Source organism: Marinobacter sp. MDS2, from assembly GCF_030718085.1.
In the GTDB taxonomy this organism is placed as follows: domain Bacteria; phylum Pseudomonadota; class Gammaproteobacteria; order Pseudomonadales; family Oleiphilaceae; genus Marinobacter.
On record NZ_JAVAJF010000001.1, the window covers coordinates 1,048,850 to 1,063,636 of the forward strand.

The 14,787-nt window shown below is 54.5% G+C and carries 24 protein-coding genes; 9 read left to right on the forward strand and 15 right to left on the reverse strand.

Annotation, left to right across the window (positions count from 1 at the left end):
- Nucleotides 1-11: 11 nt before the first annotated feature.
- The 4 genes from Q9245_RS04945 to Q9245_RS04960 form a co-directional block, all read right to left on the reverse strand.
- Entirely contained in the window at nucleotides 12-389 is a 378-nt protein-coding gene (locus Q9245_RS04945) for a hypothetical protein (RefSeq protein ID WP_305896106.1), read from the reverse strand.
- Nucleotides 390-409: 20 nt separating this feature from the next.
- Nucleotides 410-1,207 (reverse strand): SDR family oxidoreductase, encoded by a 798-nt coding sequence (locus Q9245_RS04950; protein WP_305896107.1) that lies wholly within the window; start codon nucleotides 1,205-1,207, stop codon nucleotides 410-412.
- Nucleotides 1,208-1,234: 27 nt separating this feature from the next.
- Nucleotides 1,235-1,546 (reverse strand): hypothetical protein, encoded by a 312-nt coding sequence (locus tag Q9245_RS04955; RefSeq protein ID WP_305896108.1) that lies wholly within the window; start codon nucleotides 1,544-1,546, stop codon nucleotides 1,235-1,237.
- Between the two features lie 119 nt (nucleotides 1,547-1,665).
- A complete protein-coding gene (locus tag Q9245_RS04960) occupies nucleotides 1,666-2,430 on the reverse strand; it encodes a helix-turn-helix transcriptional regulator (RefSeq protein ID WP_305896109.1) in 765 nt (254 codons plus the stop codon).
- 154 nt (nucleotides 2,431-2,584) lie between these two features.
- On the opposite strand from Q9245_RS04960, the gene Q9245_RS04965 reads away from it, so the two are divergent.
- Together Q9245_RS04965 and Q9245_RS04970 are read left to right on the forward strand one after the other, a co-directional pair.
- A complete protein-coding gene (locus tag Q9245_RS04965; RefSeq protein WP_114334274.1) occupies nucleotides 2,585-2,854 on the forward strand; it encodes a YiaA/YiaB family inner membrane protein in 270 nt (89 codons plus the stop codon).
- Nucleotides 2,855-2,858: 4 nt separating this feature from the next.
- Nucleotides 2,859-3,542 carry a PspA/IM30 family protein gene (locus Q9245_RS04970; protein WP_305896110.1) on the forward strand — a complete coding sequence of 228 codons (684 nt, stop codon included), beginning with the start codon at nucleotides 2,859-2,861 and terminating at the stop codon, nucleotides 3,540-3,542.
- Here Q9245_RS04970 and Q9245_RS04975 read toward each other — a convergent pair.
- Nucleotides 3,528-4,202 carry an NAD(P)H-binding protein gene (locus tag Q9245_RS04975; protein ID WP_305896111.1) on the reverse strand — a complete coding sequence of 225 codons (675 nt, stop codon included), beginning with the start codon at nucleotides 4,200-4,202 and terminating at the stop codon, nucleotides 3,528-3,530. The genes Q9245_RS04970 and Q9245_RS04975 overlap by 15 nt on opposite strands.
- A 105-nt stretch (nucleotides 4,203-4,307) precedes the next feature.
- Here Q9245_RS04975 and arfB point away from each other — a divergent pair, with 105 nt between their 5' ends.
- From arfB to Q9245_RS04990, 3 genes are all read left to right on the forward strand, one after another.
- Entirely contained in the window at nucleotides 4,308-4,721 is a 414-nt protein-coding gene (gene arfB, locus Q9245_RS04980; protein ID WP_114334276.1) for an alternative ribosome rescue aminoacyl-tRNA hydrolase ArfB, read from the forward strand.
- Nucleotides 4,722-5,567, forward strand: coding sequence for a DUF72 domain-containing protein (locus tag Q9245_RS04985; protein WP_305896112.1), 846 nt, complete (start codon nucleotides 4,722-4,724; stop codon nucleotides 5,565-5,567).
- A 102-nt stretch (nucleotides 5,568-5,669) separates the two neighbouring features.
- A complete protein-coding gene (locus Q9245_RS04990) occupies nucleotides 5,670-5,873 on the forward strand; it encodes a DUF3185 family protein (RefSeq protein ID WP_305896113.1) in 204 nt (67 codons plus the stop codon).
- 45 nt (nucleotides 5,874-5,918) lie between these two features.
- Here the strand turns inward: Q9245_RS04990 and Q9245_RS04995 are convergent, their stop codons facing one another.
- From Q9245_RS04995 to Q9245_RS05030, 8 genes are all read right to left on the reverse strand, one after another.
- A complete protein-coding gene (locus Q9245_RS04995; RefSeq protein ID WP_305896114.1) occupies nucleotides 5,919-6,377 on the reverse strand; it encodes a DUF4112 domain-containing protein in 459 nt (152 codons plus the stop codon).
- Nucleotides 6,378-6,409: 32 nt separating this feature from the next.
- Nucleotides 6,410-6,841, reverse strand: a complete 432-nt coding sequence (locus Q9245_RS05000) for a DUF3010 family protein (protein ID WP_305896115.1) — start codon at nucleotides 6,839-6,841, stop codon at nucleotides 6,410-6,412.
- 27 nt (nucleotides 6,842-6,868) lie between these two features.
- A complete protein-coding gene (locus Q9245_RS05005; protein ID WP_305896116.1) occupies nucleotides 6,869-7,213 on the reverse strand; it encodes a PBPRA1643 family SWIM/SEC-C metal-binding motif protein in 345 nt (114 codons plus the stop codon).
- 123 nt (nucleotides 7,214-7,336) lie between these two features.
- Nucleotides 7,337-7,837 carry a hypothetical protein gene (locus Q9245_RS05010; protein WP_305896117.1) on the reverse strand — a complete coding sequence of 167 codons (501 nt, stop codon included), beginning with the start codon at nucleotides 7,835-7,837 and terminating at the stop codon, nucleotides 7,337-7,339.
- Nucleotides 7,838-7,839: 2 nt separating this feature from the next.
- Entirely contained in the window at nucleotides 7,840-8,163 is a 324-nt protein-coding gene (locus Q9245_RS05015) for a YqjD family protein (RefSeq protein WP_305896118.1), read from the reverse strand.
- 126 nt (nucleotides 8,164-8,289) lie between these two features.
- Nucleotides 8,290-8,676 carry a DUF2750 domain-containing protein gene (locus Q9245_RS05020; RefSeq protein WP_305896119.1) on the reverse strand — a complete coding sequence of 129 codons (387 nt, stop codon included), beginning with the start codon at nucleotides 8,674-8,676 and terminating at the stop codon, nucleotides 8,290-8,292.
- A gap of 39 nt (nucleotides 8,677-8,715) precedes the next feature.
- Nucleotides 8,716-9,168: a GatB/YqeY domain-containing protein gene (locus tag Q9245_RS05025; RefSeq protein ID WP_305896120.1), complete on the reverse strand. Its 453-nt coding sequence runs from the start codon at nucleotides 9,166-9,168 to the stop codon at nucleotides 8,716-8,718.
- Between the two features lie 78 nt (nucleotides 9,169-9,246).
- Nucleotides 9,247-9,981 (reverse strand): ZIP family metal transporter, encoded by a 735-nt coding sequence (locus tag Q9245_RS05030; RefSeq protein ID WP_305896121.1) that lies wholly within the window; start codon nucleotides 9,979-9,981, stop codon nucleotides 9,247-9,249.
- A 179-nt stretch (nucleotides 9,982-10,160) separates the two neighbouring features.
- On the opposite strand from Q9245_RS05030, the gene Q9245_RS05035 reads away from it, so the two are divergent.
- Nucleotides 10,161-10,664, forward strand: a complete 504-nt coding sequence (locus Q9245_RS05035; protein ID WP_305896122.1) for a DUF2780 domain-containing protein — start codon at nucleotides 10,161-10,163, stop codon at nucleotides 10,662-10,664.
- A gap of 30 nt (nucleotides 10,665-10,694) precedes the next feature.
- Here the strand turns inward: Q9245_RS05035 and Q9245_RS05040 are convergent, their stop codons facing one another.
- Together Q9245_RS05040 and Q9245_RS05045 are read right to left on the reverse strand one after the other, a co-directional pair.
- Nucleotides 10,695-11,594: an alpha/beta fold hydrolase gene (locus tag Q9245_RS05040; protein ID WP_305896123.1), complete on the reverse strand. Its 900-nt coding sequence runs from the start codon at nucleotides 11,592-11,594 to the stop codon at nucleotides 10,695-10,697.
- Between the two features lie 69 nt (nucleotides 11,595-11,663).
- Nucleotides 11,664-12,617, reverse strand: a complete 954-nt coding sequence (locus Q9245_RS05045; RefSeq protein ID WP_305896124.1) for an adenosine deaminase — start codon at nucleotides 12,615-12,617, stop codon at nucleotides 11,664-11,666.
- 139 nt (nucleotides 12,618-12,756) lie between these two features.
- Between Q9245_RS05045 and Q9245_RS05050 the strand changes: the two genes are divergently transcribed.
- From Q9245_RS05050 to Q9245_RS05060, 3 genes are all read left to right on the forward strand, one after another.
- The gene (locus Q9245_RS05050; protein WP_305896125.1) at nucleotides 12,757-13,368 is read left to right on the forward strand and encodes a DUF938 domain-containing protein; all 612 of its coding nucleotides are present in this window, start codon (nucleotides 12,757-12,759) and stop codon (nucleotides 13,366-13,368) included.
- Nucleotides 13,365-13,844 (forward strand): nucleoside deaminase, encoded by a 480-nt coding sequence (locus Q9245_RS05055; RefSeq protein ID WP_305896126.1) that lies wholly within the window; start codon nucleotides 13,365-13,367, stop codon nucleotides 13,842-13,844. Before Q9245_RS05050 ends, Q9245_RS05055 begins: the two co-directional genes overlap by 4 nt.
- Nucleotides 13,845-13,935: 91 nt before the next feature.
- Entirely contained in the window at nucleotides 13,936-14,604 is a 669-nt protein-coding gene (locus Q9245_RS05060; protein WP_305896127.1) for a glutathione S-transferase family protein, read from the forward strand.
- The last annotated feature ends 183 nt before the right edge of the window (nucleotides 14,605-14,787 follow it).

Below are 14,787 nucleotides of genomic sequence, written 5' to 3' on the forward strand. Positions count from 1 at the left end.
CGGCCACCAAATCAAGGTTGCACAATGCCCGTTTGGCGCACCAGACAATTCATGGTGGTAATCGTAATATCCCTGAAAACCGCATCCGACCGCACCTTGTCCGGGAACCGGTCGTACACAGCGCGGCGGCAAGATGACGTTCGGGATTCGGCCTGGGCAACACATTCCTCGTGTGCATTCGCGTCTTCCGCATTCGCTGTCGTTTCTTCGCACAGATCTGAAATCCGCGAAATGGCCAGGTCCACCACGGCACTTCGGTCCACCGGCTTGGCAGCGAGATTGGCAAAATCCGACGACTCAACCTGAGTGGCATCCGGCTGCGTCTGATTCCAGAACACATAGCCCAGTGCAGCCACCACCAGAGTCACCGTAACAATGGGAAATTTCATCAGAGAAACTCGCTTATCAATTAGCGTTTGGCACGCCGTGTCAGGCGGAAGATCAGCTCAGGAGACAGCCGCTTCACCCAGAGCGCGGCCATTTCTTTGCCCTTACCCACCGGAATCTCACGCTTGCGGGCTTTCAGGCCTTTGAAGACAACGGCCGCGCATTCATCCACGTCCATGCCTGACGCTACGTCATCGTCTGTTTCGCCAATTGGCGTGCCATCGGCAGACAAAGAGTTTTTCGCAATATCGGTACGGATAAAACCCGGCAGAATGGTAGACACGTGCAAACCACTGGTTTCCACTTCCGCCCGCAGAGCATCAAAAAAGCCGACCATTGCATGCTTGGCGGCGCAATACCCGGTCATCTTCGGCACACCGACCTTTCCCGCAACACTGGCCGTGACAGCCAGATGGCCTCTACCCCGCTTCAGCATGTGTGGCAGCACCGCTTTGGTCAGGGCAATCTGGCCCATCACATCCACATCCATCAGTTTCTGATACACCGACATGTCGGTCTCCGCGCACAACGAACCTTGCGAAAGGCCCGCGTTGTTCACCAACAGATCAATCGCCCCAAAGCGATCCACTACCGTTTGCGTGGACGCTTCGTGAGAAGCCCAGTCTGTGACATCCAGAGGCAGCACCAAAATATTATCTTCGGGCAAACCCGCCTCAACACAACGGGCGGCCACGCGCTTCAATTCATCTTCGCGACGGGCAGATAACACCAACCCTGCGCCATCTTTCGCAAACTGAAGCGCCAGCGCTTCACCAATACCCGACGACGCGCCGGTGATCCAAACGGTTTGAGCCGTCATAAACAAGCCTCCAACAGGCAACATGAATTAATTAACAGGCTGACATCCACGCATCGCCAGAGCTACGTTCGCGCTGGCTTTTATCTGCTCGTAGTACTTGGAAGCCTGATTAACACCCATTTCGGCGTAGTTGGCGGCCGTTGGGTTCACCGCTCGACTGAGTTCTGTCAGCGCTTCGGCGGACTGCCGATCCTGGCTGTATGACTCAAAAGCCTGATAGATTTCGCTACAGGTAACGCCGTCGCCATCCGTTGCTGCTGTCGCCATATACGACGAGGTTTGGCAGCCGCTCAGAAGGAGGCTTGCAGCCCCGATAGAAGCAAGTACAAAAGTCTTCACGTTTTAAACTCTCCAAATACAGGAATATTCTATTTATTAAGTGTCTGGATACTAACAGATAACGCTCCAGAGCTCCGAGCGCGATACAGTCGCGTTCGACGCATCAGACCAATTTGACATCAACGGCTATACGGCGGGTAATCCTTAAGTGCCTCCGGCCGCCGAAAACTGTCAAAAGCCTCGATCTCCCAAGGCCGCATGGCCATCAACAGACTCACGCCAAACCGATGTTCTAAAGGCAACGCCAGGTCTTCTTCATGGCAGTGTCGAAACTCCAGCGCCAACCGCTTAAGCTTATGCTGAACCACTTCGTTCGATTGGGTAGAGAGCATACCGCTTACGAACAGCCTCAGCTCTCCGGGGTGGTTAAACCGGCACTTCAGAAAATCCTGCTGCACCTCGGCTTCGAAAAACTTCTGAATTGGTCCGCCTGGCTGCCAGGCGAAATCGTGGCTAACCAACAGCTTGAAGCGGTTCCCGGGCAGCAGCTCCAGTACACCCATTCGATCGAGCTTGGCGAGATGGCCAATCAGATCAGTTTCTGAAAGCTCGTAAACCTGATGAATTTCCTGAAACTGCCAACGATTCATGGCGCAGACGGCGACCAGTAACAGACGCACATCCGACACCAGTTCCTGTTCCTGCTCTTGGCTCAGTTGCTCGACTTTAGGCTCTGGTGCCAGCTTGCGTACCAGATCGCTGATTTCCATGCCCATCAGCGTGCAAATTTGGTCAAGGCGTTTAAGCGAAAACTGCTTCTCTGAAAACAGGCGCTTAACACTCGCCTCTGACAGCCCCAAAGCATCCGCCACGTCTTGATAGGTCAGGCCATGAGACCGAAGTTGTCGTTTAAGCTCGCCGACAATGGCACTGGTTTGCGCCATGAATTCATCTCCCATCGAGTTTTAATCTCAGAAGGTAGCATTATTCGATACCCCACAGATACACCGCCAATACTTTTAGGGAATCACTCGCTGCGTAACCAGCGATAACGCACAGTTCGGTTGTCCCAACAACAAAGCCAATGAGGAAGACATCATGGATAGCGAACTGAAGAGCAACTCAAACTCCTGGGTATTTTTTGTGAAGGTTTCATTTGCGATTGCACTGTTTGCCGCCGCCGCGGGCGTGGTGCTGGCGCCGGTGGATATCGTGATCAAAGGCTATATGGCGATCAGCGCCCTGTTTCTCGTCAGCACCACCATCACGCTGTCGAAAACACTTCGCGATGAACACGAGCAGAGCCGAATTGCGAACCGAATTTCCGAAGCTCGCACCCATCAGCTGCTGAAAGAATACGGGGAGTAACACCATGAGCATCTGGCGCAAACTGAACACGCTTTTTCGGGCATCGGCCCACGAACCGGTGGCAAAGCTGGTAGAGGCTAACGACATACGCATCTTCGAACAGGAACTGCGGGATGCCGAACAAGCCATTGCCCGCTCCAAACGGGAGCTGGCGCACCTGATGGCCGAAAAAACCCGGTTGGAACGCGACAACACCGGCCTGCAAGCTGCCATTAACAAACGGGAGCAGCAAGCCAGTCAGGCATTGGAACAAAATGAAGAGGCCTTGGCGCTGGAGCTGGCTAACCTGATTGCCGAGGACGAAACCGTCCTGCAACGCCAGCAACAACAGCACGCCAAGCTACAACAACAGGAAAGCCAACTGCGCCGCCAGCTGCGGGATTCAGGCCGGGCACTGAAACATTTCCACAGTGAAATGCGACTAGCGAAAGCCAATCGACACGCCGAACAGGTCACCCGCCAGCTTCGGGGCCACGCAACAGGGTTGCACAGTCACATGGAAGAATTGAACGTATCAGCCGACCGAATTCGCGCCCGCCAAACGGAGGCCGAAGACGTAGAGGCCGCCTTGACCGAACTGGATGAGGAACAAAACAACGGGAATCTGAACGCCCGTCTGAAAGCGGCGGGCATCGATAATGAAGCAAGCAGTGGAGAAAAAGTGTTGGCTCGCTTAAAAGCCCGCTAACGCCACTATGTCTGAATACTGTCGTACAGACACGTTTACACCAACGCTGCGGCCAGCATCGATGCGAGAAATGTCGTTCGTCATGGCCGCAGCAATCGTCTCCGCCTCTATCGCACGGTACTTGCGCATCGGCCCTATCAAGGCACGGTTGGCGACCGGCATCACTGCCATACCCAGAGCCTCTGCCGTACGATGCTCCTGACGCTGGCCAAGCAACAGGCTTGGCTGATAAATGGATAGATACGAAAACTCCACAGCCCGAATGGCGTCTTCCAGCTCGCCTTTCACCCGGTTGTAAAACACGGAGGAACGCGAAGACACCCCGATGGCCGACATCAAAATGCAGGCTTTCGCGCCCGCTTCTTTAGCCAAGCTCGCAGCATTCAGGGCGTAGCTGTAATCCACCTTGCGGAACGCTTCTTGAGAACCGGCTTTTTTTATGGTGGTGCCCAAGCAACACACGAGCACATCAACATCGAATAGCCCTGCATGGGTTTCCATGTCATCAAAATCGATGACCGGTAATTCTAGGTTCGGGTGGCTCCACTCCAAAGGCCGGCGCACCGGCGCCACCACGGTCGTAATAGCGGGATTACCCAGCAGCTTCTTGACTAACAAACCACCCGTTAACCCGGTCGAACCCAGAACCATAACCTTCATAAAGCGCTCCGTTGCTGTTTCACCACTTCTGATCGGGTGACTGATTGCGTAGGATGATACTAACAGGAAGCGGAAGCTGTTCATCCCACCAACTATGTATGCCCTATGCTGAAAATCTCCAATGCCGTAGAAATTGCCGACTGGGAAATCGAAATCACGCAGATTCGAGCCCAAGGCCCCGGCGGCCAAAACGTCAACAAGGTGGCCTCTGCGGTACACCTTCGCTTCGATATTCAGCGCTCATCGTTGCCGCCTTTCTATAAAGAGCGGCTAATGGCGTTTTCCGACCAACGTATCAGCAAAGAAGGGATTGTGATCATCAAGGCACAGTCTTCCCGCACCCTGGAACTCAACAAAGAAGACGCGCTAGAGCGCCTGAAAGAACTTATCTTAGAAGCGGTGAAAATCCAAAAAGCACGGCGACCAACCCGCCCGACCAAAGGCTCCCAACGCCGGCGCGTGGATAAGAAAACTCAGAAAGGTAAAACCAAGGCGCTTAGAGGAAAGGTCAAGATTTAAATGCCTCTGCCCTACTACCTCGGTTGCCCGCAGTGGCAAGACCCAAACTGGGCGACACAGTTACCACCCGGAGTATCCCCTCTCGCCCGCTATGCTCAGGTGTTCAATACCGTTGAGGGCAACACCACTTTTTATGCAACTCCCAGTCAAGCGCAATGCGAACAATGGCGCAAACAAGTGCCGGATGATTTCCGCTTTCTGCTCAAGTTACCCCGAGCACTGACACACGAGCGCATGCTCACAGGCGTTGGGGCAGAGCTACAAACGTTTCTGGATGTGGTCGAGCCATTGTCAGATGTCCTTGGGCCGATGCTGCTGCAATTACCGGCAAGCTTTGGCCCGAGCCGACTCCCGCAACTCTGGCGTTTTCTGGATACGGCGCCAGACACCTTGGACTGGACTGTAGAAGTACGAAACCCGGCGTTCTTTGCCAAAGGCGAAGAAGAGAAGGCACTGAATCAGGGGCTGCGCCAGCGCAAACTGGCCCGCGTATGCATGGACAGCCGGGCGGTGTTCTCCGCCATCCCCGACAACGATGTGATTGTCGATGCCCAACGTAAAAAGCCCCGGGTTCCTGTCCACCTGCTGCCCAGCGATGCGCCACCGGTCATCCGCTACATCGGCCACCCTGATCTGGAAACCAACCGGGACTTTCTAGCTCCCTGGGTCACTCGAGTAAAGAGCTGGCTAGAATCTGGTGTCCAACCCTATGTATTCATGCACATGCCTGACAACGCGCACGCGGTTGCGCTGGCCGAGCTCTGGACAGAGTTGTTGCGTGAGCAAATTCCGCACCTTGAACCACTCCCTGTAGAGATTTCAAAACCCCAGCTTGGGCTGTTTTAAAGAAAAAAAGGCCTGCAAACGCGTTGTTTTGTGACTATACCTTCTGGTACTAATTGAAAATAGAAGTTCAGAATCAAACAGTAACGCTACAAGGAGTCTGCAATGGGAAGCTCAAAGTTGATTGGAATTGTACTGCTGGTTGTTGGTGTCATTTTGCTGTACTTCGGCTACCAGTCCACTCAGTCCGTTGGAAACCAGCTCACCGAAGCGGTCAGCGGACGCTTCACTGACGAAACCATGTGGTATCTGATTGGCGGCGCAGCGATCACCGTTGCAGGTGCGTTTCTTACCTTTCTGAAAAAATAACCCGCGGCCGTTACGTCCGCCCGGAGCTTTAGCTCCAGGCGGACTTTAGAACAGCAGGGTTAACCCACCCGTTACCACGGCAAACAACACAGACAGCCAAATCAGCGTTTTCCATGGGAATGGCGGCGCAGGCGGCTCTATCTCAAGCTGCTTCTCCAGATAGTTTCTCAGCAACCGCGTATTGCGAGTATTCGCTTTGAAAATCGCATCAAAGGCATCGCCGAATACCGGCAACAAGCCACCCACAAAGTCGATGCCCATATTCCGGAGCATGCGCAGTTTGACGCTCTTACTTGCCCCCGCTCGCTGGGCTTCCACCAGCACATAACTGGCCAGTACCAGACCCGCTGCGTCACCCACCACCGGCACTAGGCCAATAATGGCCTCTGCACCGATTTTGAACTTGGTGAAGGGAATACCAATACTGCTGTCGGTATAGCGGCTGAACTTATCCAGCCGTGCAAGCGTTGCTCGTTGCCTCGCTTCAATGGGGGCTCTCGCCATTTGCGCTCCATACTTGAGGGGACATCACCCGCTTATTTCGTCATCTGCCCAACGTAGGCTGCAGTGAACGCCGTTTCCTGAAACACCTTCAGGCCAGTGTCAGAAAACGGAATCGGCAGCGGCTTGGACGCGAGCGTAGATTTGATTAACGCCGGCGTCAGCAATCTTACGTCCAACTGCACATCAGCAATCAGCTGAATCGCTGCTTCGAGCTTAAAACTGATCGCGCCGCCGGCAAATTTGCCTTTTGGCATTCGTTCTTTGATAGCAACGCCGGTGACCCCGTGTTCCGCCATCAACTCAGCAAACGCCTTCTGAAACTGTTGCAAGTCTTCGCGGGTGTGGTTCTTCGGCAGCGACAACTTGCGCACCTTACACTCCGGCAAACTGAACTGGCCACGTTCCAGACTCAGCATACAGATGACGGCATCGCTGCCACTCAGTTCAACACCACAAATCGTCATAGAAACTTTCCCAATTTCAAAACGGCCTTAACCACAGCACTTCTTGAACTTCAGCCCACTGCCACAGCTGCACGGATCATTGCGCGAAGGCGTTTTAGTTACCGTAACCGTCTCGCCCTTGTTCAAAATCGCGGTTAATTCACCAATCGATTCGACGGCGCCTTCACGGGTATCAACCGTAATGTTGGCGTAAAGATTGGCTTCAGCCACCTGGGCTTCTACCTCATCTTTACGAGCCTCACTGGTCACCACCAAGGATAACGGGAACTTCTCGCTGCCACTCTTTTGGCTGGCGTTGGTTTTAAAGCCGCCGTAGGCCGTATGATGCTGACGTGCGTCTTGTCGGCCTTTGTAGAAAAATTTGTCTGACATGCTGAAATCCTGATGAATGAACGTGCGCCCAGGTTCGCCAAAGAATGCCAACCCTCGCAAGGCGACGTTTTAACACGCTTAAGGAACGGGATATATAGGCAGCTGCGTAAATCCTGGCGAACCTCAGCTGTCGGCCGCGTCGTTCGCCGCTTCCGTGGGCTCATTCTCTGCCCCCCCATCCCCCTGTTGCCGCTCTGCCTCCTTCGCCAGCGCCATGCCACCTTGCATCAACAGGGACTTCATGCGCGGGTCCCCTTGTTCAAGCACACCAAGGGCAAAGGCCGCCAACGCCGCTTCCAACGGGTTCTTCTGAATGAGCCGTTTCATAGCTTCGACGGGGGAGCGGCTCGATTGGCCACTGCTCGAGCCATCCGAAGGCTTCGAAGGCAAGGGGCGTGTCATCCGGTAGAAAAAGAGGAACAATAACAGTAGGCAGGACAAGCCCGTCACCGCCAGTGCGCCGGCCACTCCCAACCAAGGGGTCAGCGCTAAGGTGGCGGCATTGACGAGCAAGTAAAAGCCGGTGAGCAACAAGGCAACCAGCAACACAAAACCCAACATAAAGCCTAAAAAAGCTGCGATGGCTTTGCGCAGGGCGCCTTGCAACCAATCCGAATCAGGCATGATCAGCGGTCCAGAAACCGACCAACCAACACACCGGCAAGGAACATAAGCACAATACTTAGGAAGGGCCGCTCCTCAATCTTATGTTCCACACTCTCAACTGCCTTGCCACTGGCATCCCGGGCCCGGGTCAGCGCTTCATCACCGCGCTGCTTTACCTGATCGAATGCGGCAAGGCTTTCCCTTCGAATTTCATCCCGCAGATGACTGATATTGCCCTTCTGGCCATCAGCCACACTTTTGGCGAGCGTGGAAAGATCTTCCTGAAGTTTCTTCAGATCTTCGCGAACCTGATCGTACTCAGTCTTATCCGATTTTGCTTCCATTTCGTGCCTCCTTATCAGTATCGATTACTGCTATTTCGGCTTCGCCACCCGCGAGTGAATGCGGATGGCTAACCTCAATCTAGCACAAGGATCGAACGCTGAAATGAGGACTTTTTAATCTCCCGTTCAGAACGAACCGGACAACACTTCCTGAAGATCGCTCTTCAGTGCTTCGGGCTCGGTAATCCAGAGTTCGCTGTCAGCACCGGGGAACACGCCAACCTCGAGTTTGTCGCGGCTTAGGCCGGGCACCCACTTCTTGAAGAAGTCCGGCAGTGACAATGATTTCGGCGCGAGATCACCGGAACCACAGGCGTAGTCGGCCGCAAAATCCTCACCTGGCCATACCGGGAGATAACCAACGCCATCTTCTTCGGACACAATCTTAAGAAATTGATTGTCTGAATTAACGAGTATCCAGAGCTCGCGCTCTTCCACCACGGCATCCAGAAAATAGTCGTATCGTTCCTCGCCATCCATCTCGAGAATCTGGGCTAACGGGTTATCGCTCATTACGAATTCCTTGTGGGAATGCGACCTTTCGGCCTGTATTTATGCCAGAGCAGCCCGAACTTTTTGGCTCAGCTGCCCCATGTCCACCCGTCCGGTAACCTGGGGGCGCAACTCGTTCATCACCTTACCCATGTCCTGCATGCCCTGAGCACCGGTTGAACTCACCGCGTCACGGATCAATCCTGCCAACTCTTCGTCAGTCAGTGCAGCCGGCATGAACTCTTCGATGATTTTCATTTCCGCGCGTTCTTTATCGGCCAATTCAGTGCGGCCAGCGTCATCGTACTGGCTGGCAGCATCGCGACGCTGCTTGAGCATCTTGTCGAGTACTTTCAGAACCTCATCGTCAGAGATCTCACGGCGCTCATCCACTTCGATCTGCTTCACCGCCGCCTGAGCCATCCGCAAGGTAACCAGCCGCTCACGATCTTTATTACGCATGGCTTCTTTTACTGCCGTGCCAAGCTGTTCCTTGAGTGATGTTTCTGCCATCGTCGGGCTCCTGTGCTATCAATATCGGAAAGAGGGGTATGAAGGCCCGAATAATACCCAAAAGCGTGGGCCGGCGCCCTACCCGGATAACAACATCTCGCCGATTACCCCCAACATAAAACCGGCGACAGCGCCCAAAGGCGGCCCCCAATGTTTTTCCAGACGCGCCTGCGGGGCAATGTCCTGAAAGATAATGTAGAGAATGCCACCCGCCGCGAACAACATAATTCCGGACACTAACTGATGGGAGTCCGACAAAAAATAATGGCCGGTAGCACCAGCCACGGGCCCCAGCAGCGCCATCAAGGCAAAACCACCCACGATTTTCAGCCGACCGTAATCGGTGGAACGGGTCAGCTCACGATACGAGTTAAATCCTTCTGGCAAGTTCTGCAGCGCGATGATGCCAGCCAGCAGAACGCCGCCTTCGCTGGAGACCGAAAACGTAGCCCCCAGCGCCAACGCCTCCGGGACAAAGTCGGTCAGCATGGCTACCAACTGGCTTGCAGAGGTACCGTTCGCCGCCAGCCAGCGATCGATCAGCATGAAGGTGATTCCGCCTGCCGCAAAACAGGCGACAACCGCCGGAATCGCCAGATTAGCGCTTCCCTCTGGCACCAGCACCAACGCCACGGCCGCCAACAACGCACCGCCCCCGAACGCAATCACGCTGTGATGCAGCTCGGATTCAAGCCAGTCGGGATGAATACGCTCCACCGATGCCAACGCTGCCCCCAATGGCATAGCCGCCCCGGCCATCAGGGTGAGTAACAACACTTGCAGCAAACCGTTCGCCAGAATCGCCTCAACCATGCTCGATACCATCCTAGTAGCTCATCCTGAGCAACAGCATAAGCGCACTGATTTAAAAACCAAAATCCGGCCCCTCATTACCATTTAGGAATGTTTCGGTTTCCTGCACTGTAAAAAGATTCTGATTGCCCCAATATAAAATGCATTCGCCCGCACACTCCAAAATCAGGATCCCTCGCATGAATGCAATCCTCAAACAGTTTCTTCTGGTGTCCAGTATCTACCTGCTTGCACCCAACGCCAGTGCCTTTGGCTTGAACGATGCATTGAACACCGGTGCCATGGCGCTGTCGCCAACCACAGAAGTCAGTGGCGAAGCCCAGCAGCTCGTGGGCCAGCTCACCAATCAGCTGGGTGTTACTCAAGCACAAGCCGTCGGGGGCACCGGAGCCCTTTTGCAGTTGGCACAAAATCAGCTCGGCCAAGACGCGATCAACAACCTGAGCGGCGAAACCTCTGGCCTATCCAGCCTTCTGGGCGGCGGTAGCGGTGGCGGCCTGGCCGAAGGCCTGCTCTCCAACATCTCTTCAATGGAAGGCGTTCAGTCAGCCTTCTCGGCCTTGGGAATGGATGCCGCTATGGTGCAGCAATTTGTGCCGGTGGTTCTCGGCTTCTTGGGCAACCAAGGCATCGGCTCTTCACTGCTGGGGCAATTGCAGGGATTGTGGGCGCCCGCTGAATAACCCGGCACCCGATCATTTAGCCTGAACGTCTTATCCGAACGCTTTTCCCAGCGTTCTGATACTGGCGATTGGCTGGTCAATCAACGGCACATGCCCGCTGTTTTCAAGAGTGACCAACTTTGCGTTGGGCAGCGCAGCGGCCATGCGCGCCTGCCCCTCCCAAGGGTACATTTCCGAACGACGGCCCGCGATCACCGTGGTCGGCACGTCCAGAGTTGGCAAAAGCCCCCGAAAGTCATACTCCCGCTCTGTGTAGGCCCGCATGTGCTGATACAGGGTGTACCAGTTATCCAACGGCACAAGCTGACGAGAAATTTGCGGCACCCGCATGAGCTGCCCCGCGCTCCATTTCATCCAGTTGCGACTCAGCGCCGCTCCCATGAAACCGGCCAAATTCTCATGCAACTGCTTTCGCAGGGATAGGGGTAGAGCTTCATAGGGTATTTGAGGATCAATCTTCGACACTTTATCCAGCAGCGGCTGCCAGCCCCGGATTCGCTCAGGGCCCTGTTCTCCGAAAATGCCCCACGGCCAATCCGGGGCATGAGATATACGCGGAGCCTGATCAATATGGACGTAATGCCGAATAGCGTCGGTGCCGAACATTTCCATATAACGCAGTGACGTGCTGGCCCCCATGGAGATACCACCCAAACCAACCGGTTTGCCGTGACTATAGGCACGGATCACGGCATCCAGATCCTTGGCGTGGCTGGTCAGCACACAAGATTCACTGCAGCTCAGCCGAGACGACCCGCCAAACCCTCTAAAGTCTGGCAGTACGAACCGGAACTTATGCGCCAACGGCAACACAATCGGCAACCAGTGGCGGCTTTCCATGCCAAAGCCATGAAGCAGGATAACCACCGGTCCCCGGCCAATTTCCCGTACCTTCAGCTTGGCGCCATCGTGTGCCGTTACTCGTGCCATCTATCTGATTACTCCGTTACGTTAGATGGCGGCCATTGTCTATGTGGCGATAAGCCCTGCACAATGGGTTTAGAAGGCCAACCGCGCATCCATGCTGTTTTGCGCCAACTTGCGGGCCTGCTCTTCGGTCATCCCCAAGGCGTCTCGCAGCGCCACAAAATTCTCCAGCACATAGCCACCAAAATAGGATGGGTCATCCGAGTTCACGGTGACTTTCAAGCCGCGCTCCAACAACTCCAGAATGTTGTGTTCGCTCATGTCCGGGAACACTCGCAGCTTGGTGTTCGATAGAGGGCACACGGTTAGCGGAATTTGCTCATCCGCCAGCCTATCGAGCAATCTCGGATCTTCTGCGGCACGCACACCGTGATCTATACGGCTCACTTTCAGCAGATCCAGCGCCTGCCAGATGTATTCGGGTGGCCCTTCTTCACCCGCGTGAGCAACCGCCAGCAAGCCTTCGGCCCGTGCCTTGGCAAACACCCGCTCAAACTTGCTGGGTGGATTCCCCTGTTCGGAGCTGTCCAACCCCACCGCAAAGAACTGATCACGAAACGGCATCGCCTGCTCAAGGGTTCGGAAAGCGTCGTCTTCTGACAGGTGTCGCAAGAAACTGAGGATCAGCCCACTGGAAATACCCAATTGTTCACGCCCATCGCGCAAGGCGCCGCTGATACCATGAATCGCCACCTCAAAGGGAATGCCACGCTCGGTATGGGTTTGAGGATCGTAGAACGGCTCAACATGCACGACACCCTGTTCGTGACATTTTTGCAGGTAAGCCCAAGTGAGGTCGTAGAAATCCTGCTCCGTGCGCAGCACGTTGGCGCCCTGATAATACAGATCAAGGAACTCTTGCAGATTATTGAAGGAATAAGCTTGGCGCAGCGCGTCAACATCGCTCCACGGCAACTCAATGCCATTACGCCGGGCCAGTGTAAACATCAGTTCGGGCTCAAGAGCACCTTCCAGATGCAGGTGCAGCTCCGCTTTGGGCAATGCTTTTAGCCAGTCTTCGTTCATCGTAATCTCCGAGATGGATGTCGCAAGGTTTCACCAACATCCTGAAAAATCATAAGGTATTACAACGGCCGGTTCGCTTTTTCCAGCACTTCACACGCATAATCTAACCATTGTACCCAGCAAAAGGAGATGTCGCTTAATGTCCGCCCACTTTCCTTATTCTCAAGCTTGCGAGAACAACAAAGCACCGATTCTCGAAAAGCTTCAAGAAATCTTTCTTGCGTCAGGTAAGGTGCTGGAAGTGGGCACAGGTACCGGCCAACACGCCGTGCATTTCGCCACTGCCATGCCTCATCTTCAGTGGCAACCGACCGACCATCCACAGGCGGCGGATACGTGTCGCCCTCGGTTGGCACACGCTGCGTTACCCAATATCCTACCGGTGCTCGAACTGGACGTGGCCACTCCCCCTTGGCCCGTCGAATCCTTCACCTGGGCATTCTCGGCAAACACAGCCCACATTATGGCTTGGAAAGAGGTCGATCACATGTTCCGCAACATAGGCGAGCGCCTGCCCAAGGAAGGTGCCTTTTGTCTGTATGGCCCATTCAACCGTCAGGGCCGCTATACCAGTGCAAGTAATGCGCAATTTGATCAGCACTTGAAGGCCAATGCGGCCCACATGGGCATCCGGGATTTGGAAGATATCAGTAAACTGGCGGAAAATGTGGGGTTAACCCTGTCAGAAAATCATTCGATGCCTGCAAATAACCAACTGCTGGTGTTCAGGACAAAAAGGAGCACGTTATGAGTAATCAAGTTGACATCAATTATCTGGACCGATGCGTTGAACTGGCTGCAGAAGCGCTAGAGTCCGGCAACCCGCCATTCGGGTCGGTGCTGGTAGATGCAAACGACAATGTATTGTACGAAGGCCACAACCTCACCGCCGGCGGTGATAGTACGCAGCATCCCGAGTTTGCCATTGCGCGCTGGGCCGCTACCAACATGACACCTGAAGAGCGTGCCGAATCCACCGTATATACCTCTGGCGAGCATTGCCCCATGTGTGCCGCTGCTCACGGCTGGGTAGGCCTCGGTCGCATCGTTTACGCCAGTTCTTCAGAGCAGCTAAGCGCCTGGTTGAACGAGATGGACCTGCCTCAGCCACCGGTAGCAACACTGCCCATTAATAGCGTAGTGCCAAACGTTACGGTTGAAGGCCCGTTTCCGGAACAGGCTGAAGCGATTCAACTGTTGCAGCGACAGTATCATGCAGGCCGTTGACCTAATCTTCGGCATGGTGAGGTGATCCAAACAAGCCGTTTCGGACTACTCTATCGCTCCTCATTTAATTCCAATGCAAATGGAGTCCTGCATGATTACCGTCCATCACCTGAACAACTCTCGCTCACAGCGCATTCTCTGGATGCTGGAAGAGTTGGGCGTGCCGTACGAGATTAAACGTTACGAGCGCGATGCCAAAACCATGCTGGCGCCGGAAAGCCTTAAGAAAGTGCATCCGCTGGGCAAATCGCCAGTGATTACCGACGGTGATCTGGTGGTGGCGGAATCGGGCGCGATTATCGAATACCTCGCCCACACCTACGGCAAAGACACCATGCTGCCAGAAGCCGGTGGCCAGGCCTGGCTGGATTACACCTACTGGCTGCATTACGCCGAAGGCTCCCTGATGCCACCACTGGTGATGCGCCTGGTGTTCGAGAAAGTAAAAACCAGCCCGATGCCCTTCTTTATCAAGCCTGTGGCGAAAGGCATCTCAGACAAAACCAATGAAATCTTCATTGGTCCGATGATCAAAACCCACCTGGATTTTGTCGAAGCCCATCTAGCGAAGAACACATGGTTCCTGGGGGATAACCTCAGCGCGGCGGATATTCAGATGAGTTTCCCGCTGGAAGCCTCGGTTGCTCGCGGCATCGTTGGCAAGAACCGGCCCAATATTACCGCTTGGGTAGAACGCGTGCACGCCCGGTCGGCTTACCAAACTGCGCTGGAAAAAGGCGGAGAGTATGACTTCGCCTAGCTAACAATGGAGGGCACCCCGCCCTCCATCCTTTCTCTGCCTCTCTTCGATTTATTCTCCCGTGATCTCAGAAACGAACTATCTTGCCTAATAGACGTATGCTGTTACCATAAATGTTCAATTGAACATCTAGAAATAAAAACCAATGGAGCCGGCCCTCCCAGATGTTCAGTAAAAACGCAT

Coding starts and splice junctions, on each gene's coding strand:
- Q9245_RS04945 (WP_305896106.1), bottom strand. CDS start 389: ATGAAATTTCCCATTGTTACGGTGACTCTGGTGGTGGCTGCACTGGGC.
- Q9245_RS04950 (WP_305896107.1), bottom strand. CDS start 1,207: ATGACGGCTCAAACCGTTTGGATCACCGGCGCGTCGTCGGGTATTGGT.
- Q9245_RS04960 (WP_305896109.1), bottom strand. CDS start 2,430: ATGGCGCAAACCAGTGCCATTGTCGGCGAGCTTAAACGACAACTTCGG.
- Q9245_RS04965 (WP_114334274.1), top strand. CDS start 2,585: ATGGATAGCGAACTGAAGAGCAACTCAAACTCCTGGGTATTTTTTGTG.
- Q9245_RS04970 (WP_305896110.1), top strand. CDS start 2,859: ATGAGCATCTGGCGCAAACTGAACACGCTTTTTCGGGCATCGGCCCAC.
- Q9245_RS04975 (WP_305896111.1), bottom strand. CDS start 4,202: ATGAAGGTTATGGTTCTGGGTTCGACCGGGTTAACGGGTGGTTTGTTA.
- arfB (WP_114334276.1), top strand. CDS start 4,308: ATGCTGAAAATCTCCAATGCCGTAGAAATTGCCGACTGGGAAATCGAA.
- Q9245_RS04985 (WP_305896112.1), top strand. CDS start 4,722: ATGCCTCTGCCCTACTACCTCGGTTGCCCGCAGTGGCAAGACCCAAAC.
- Q9245_RS04990 (WP_305896113.1), top strand. CDS start 5,670: ATGGGAAGCTCAAAGTTGATTGGAATTGTACTGCTGGTTGTTGGTGTC.
- Q9245_RS04995 (WP_305896114.1), bottom strand. CDS start 6,377: ATGGCGAGAGCCCCCATTGAAGCGAGGCAACGAGCAACGCTTGCACGG.
- Q9245_RS05000 (WP_305896115.1), bottom strand. CDS start 6,841: ATGACGATTTGTGGTGTTGAACTGAGTGGCAGCGATGCCGTCATCTGT.
- Q9245_RS05005 (WP_305896116.1), bottom strand. CDS start 7,213: ATGTCAGACAAATTTTTCTACAAAGGCCGACAAGACGCACGTCAGCAT.
- Q9245_RS05010 (WP_305896117.1), bottom strand. CDS start 7,837: ATGCCTGATTCGGATTGGTTGCAAGGCGCCCTGCGCAAAGCCATCGCA.
- Q9245_RS05015 (WP_305896118.1), bottom strand. CDS start 8,163: ATGGAAGCAAAATCGGATAAGACTGAGTACGATCAGGTTCGCGAAGAT.
- Q9245_RS05020 (WP_305896119.1), bottom strand. CDS start 8,676: ATGAGCGATAACCCGTTAGCCCAGATTCTCGAGATGGATGGCGAGGAA.
- Q9245_RS05025 (WP_305896120.1), bottom strand. CDS start 9,168: ATGGCAGAAACATCACTCAAGGAACAGCTTGGCACGGCAGTAAAAGAA.
- Q9245_RS05030 (WP_305896121.1), bottom strand. CDS start 9,981: ATGGTTGAGGCGATTCTGGCGAACGGTTTGCTGCAAGTGTTGTTACTC.
- Q9245_RS05035 (WP_305896122.1), top strand. CDS start 10,161: ATGAATGCAATCCTCAAACAGTTTCTTCTGGTGTCCAGTATCTACCTG.
- Q9245_RS05040 (WP_305896123.1), bottom strand. CDS start 11,594: ATGGCACGAGTAACGGCACACGATGGCGCCAAGCTGAAGGTACGGGAA.
- Q9245_RS05045 (WP_305896124.1), bottom strand. CDS start 12,617: ATGAACGAAGACTGGCTAAAAGCATTGCCCAAAGCGGAGCTGCACCTG.
- Q9245_RS05050 (WP_305896125.1), top strand. CDS start 12,757: ATGTCCGCCCACTTTCCTTATTCTCAAGCTTGCGAGAACAACAAAGCA.
- Q9245_RS05055 (WP_305896126.1), top strand. CDS start 13,365: ATGAGTAATCAAGTTGACATCAATTATCTGGACCGATGCGTTGAACTG.
- Q9245_RS05060 (WP_305896127.1), top strand. CDS start 13,936: ATGATTACCGTCCATCACCTGAACAACTCTCGCTCACAGCGCATTCTC.